Source organism: Phaeobacter sp. HF9A, from assembly GCF_011806385.1.
Taxonomy (GTDB): Bacteria; Pseudomonadota; Alphaproteobacteria; order Rhodobacterales; family Rhodobacteraceae; genus Epibacterium.
Map to the genome: position 1 here is coordinate 1 of NZ_JAATOX010000255.1, position 847 is coordinate 847.

Below are 847 nucleotides of genomic sequence, written 5' to 3' on the forward strand. Positions count from 1 at the left end.
GCGGGTTCTCGGTCATTCACGGGTCTTGAAGCGCCAGCTCTCGTTGCCGGTCTCGACGATGTCACAGTGATGGGTCAGCCGGTCGAGCACCGCAGCGGTCATCTTGGCGTCGCCAAAGACCGAAGGCCATTCGCCGAAGTCGAGATTGGTCGTCACGATGATTGAGGTGCGCTCGTAGAGGCGGCTGATGAGATGGAACAGCAGCTAGCCACCGGTCTGAGCGAAGGGAAGATAGCCGAGTTCGTCGAGGATCAGGAAATCGAGGCGACACAAGAGATCCGCAGTGCGCCCCTGCCGGGCGGCACGGGCTTCGGCATCGAGCTTGTTTACCAGGTCTACGACATTGAAGAAGCGCCCCCGCTTGCCGCGCCGGATACAGGCCCGGGCAATGCTCACGGCAAGGTGGAATTTACCGGTCCCGGTGCCACCGATGAGCACGACATTGCGCTGCTGTTCGAGGAACTCACCGGCGGCCAGATCGCGCACCAGCGTCTCGTTGACTGGCGTCTCTTCAAAGCTGAACTCGTCGACCTCTTTCGCCAGAGGCAGCTTGGCGATCATCATCTGGTATTTGATCGAGAGCGCGCTCGCCATTGTTCTTGAACCAATGGCGCACAATGGCTCGCTCTCACTGATCTCGGCATTCAGCAGCTCGCCACGCCAGAGGCGTGCCTGCGGCACGACGATCTGTTGGGGCTCGTGCTGACGCTTCACCGCCGTGGTGATGATCTCATCGTAGGCGGCCTTCATGCCGTAGAGCTTCAGCTGGGTCGGTAATCCCCCCGTTTCTGCGGGGACTTGGTCGTAGAATTTACGCGGCCGTTCTCAGTTTCTGGGCGGGGGTCAT

The 847-nt window shown here is 60.6% G+C and carries 1 pseudogene; it reads right to left on the reverse strand.

The features are described from left to right. Positions 1–12 precede the first annotated feature (12 nt). Positions 13–750: pseudogene (gene istB, locus HCZ87_RS20765) on the reverse strand (IS21-like element helper ATPase IstB). Positions 751–847 lie beyond the last annotated feature (97 nt).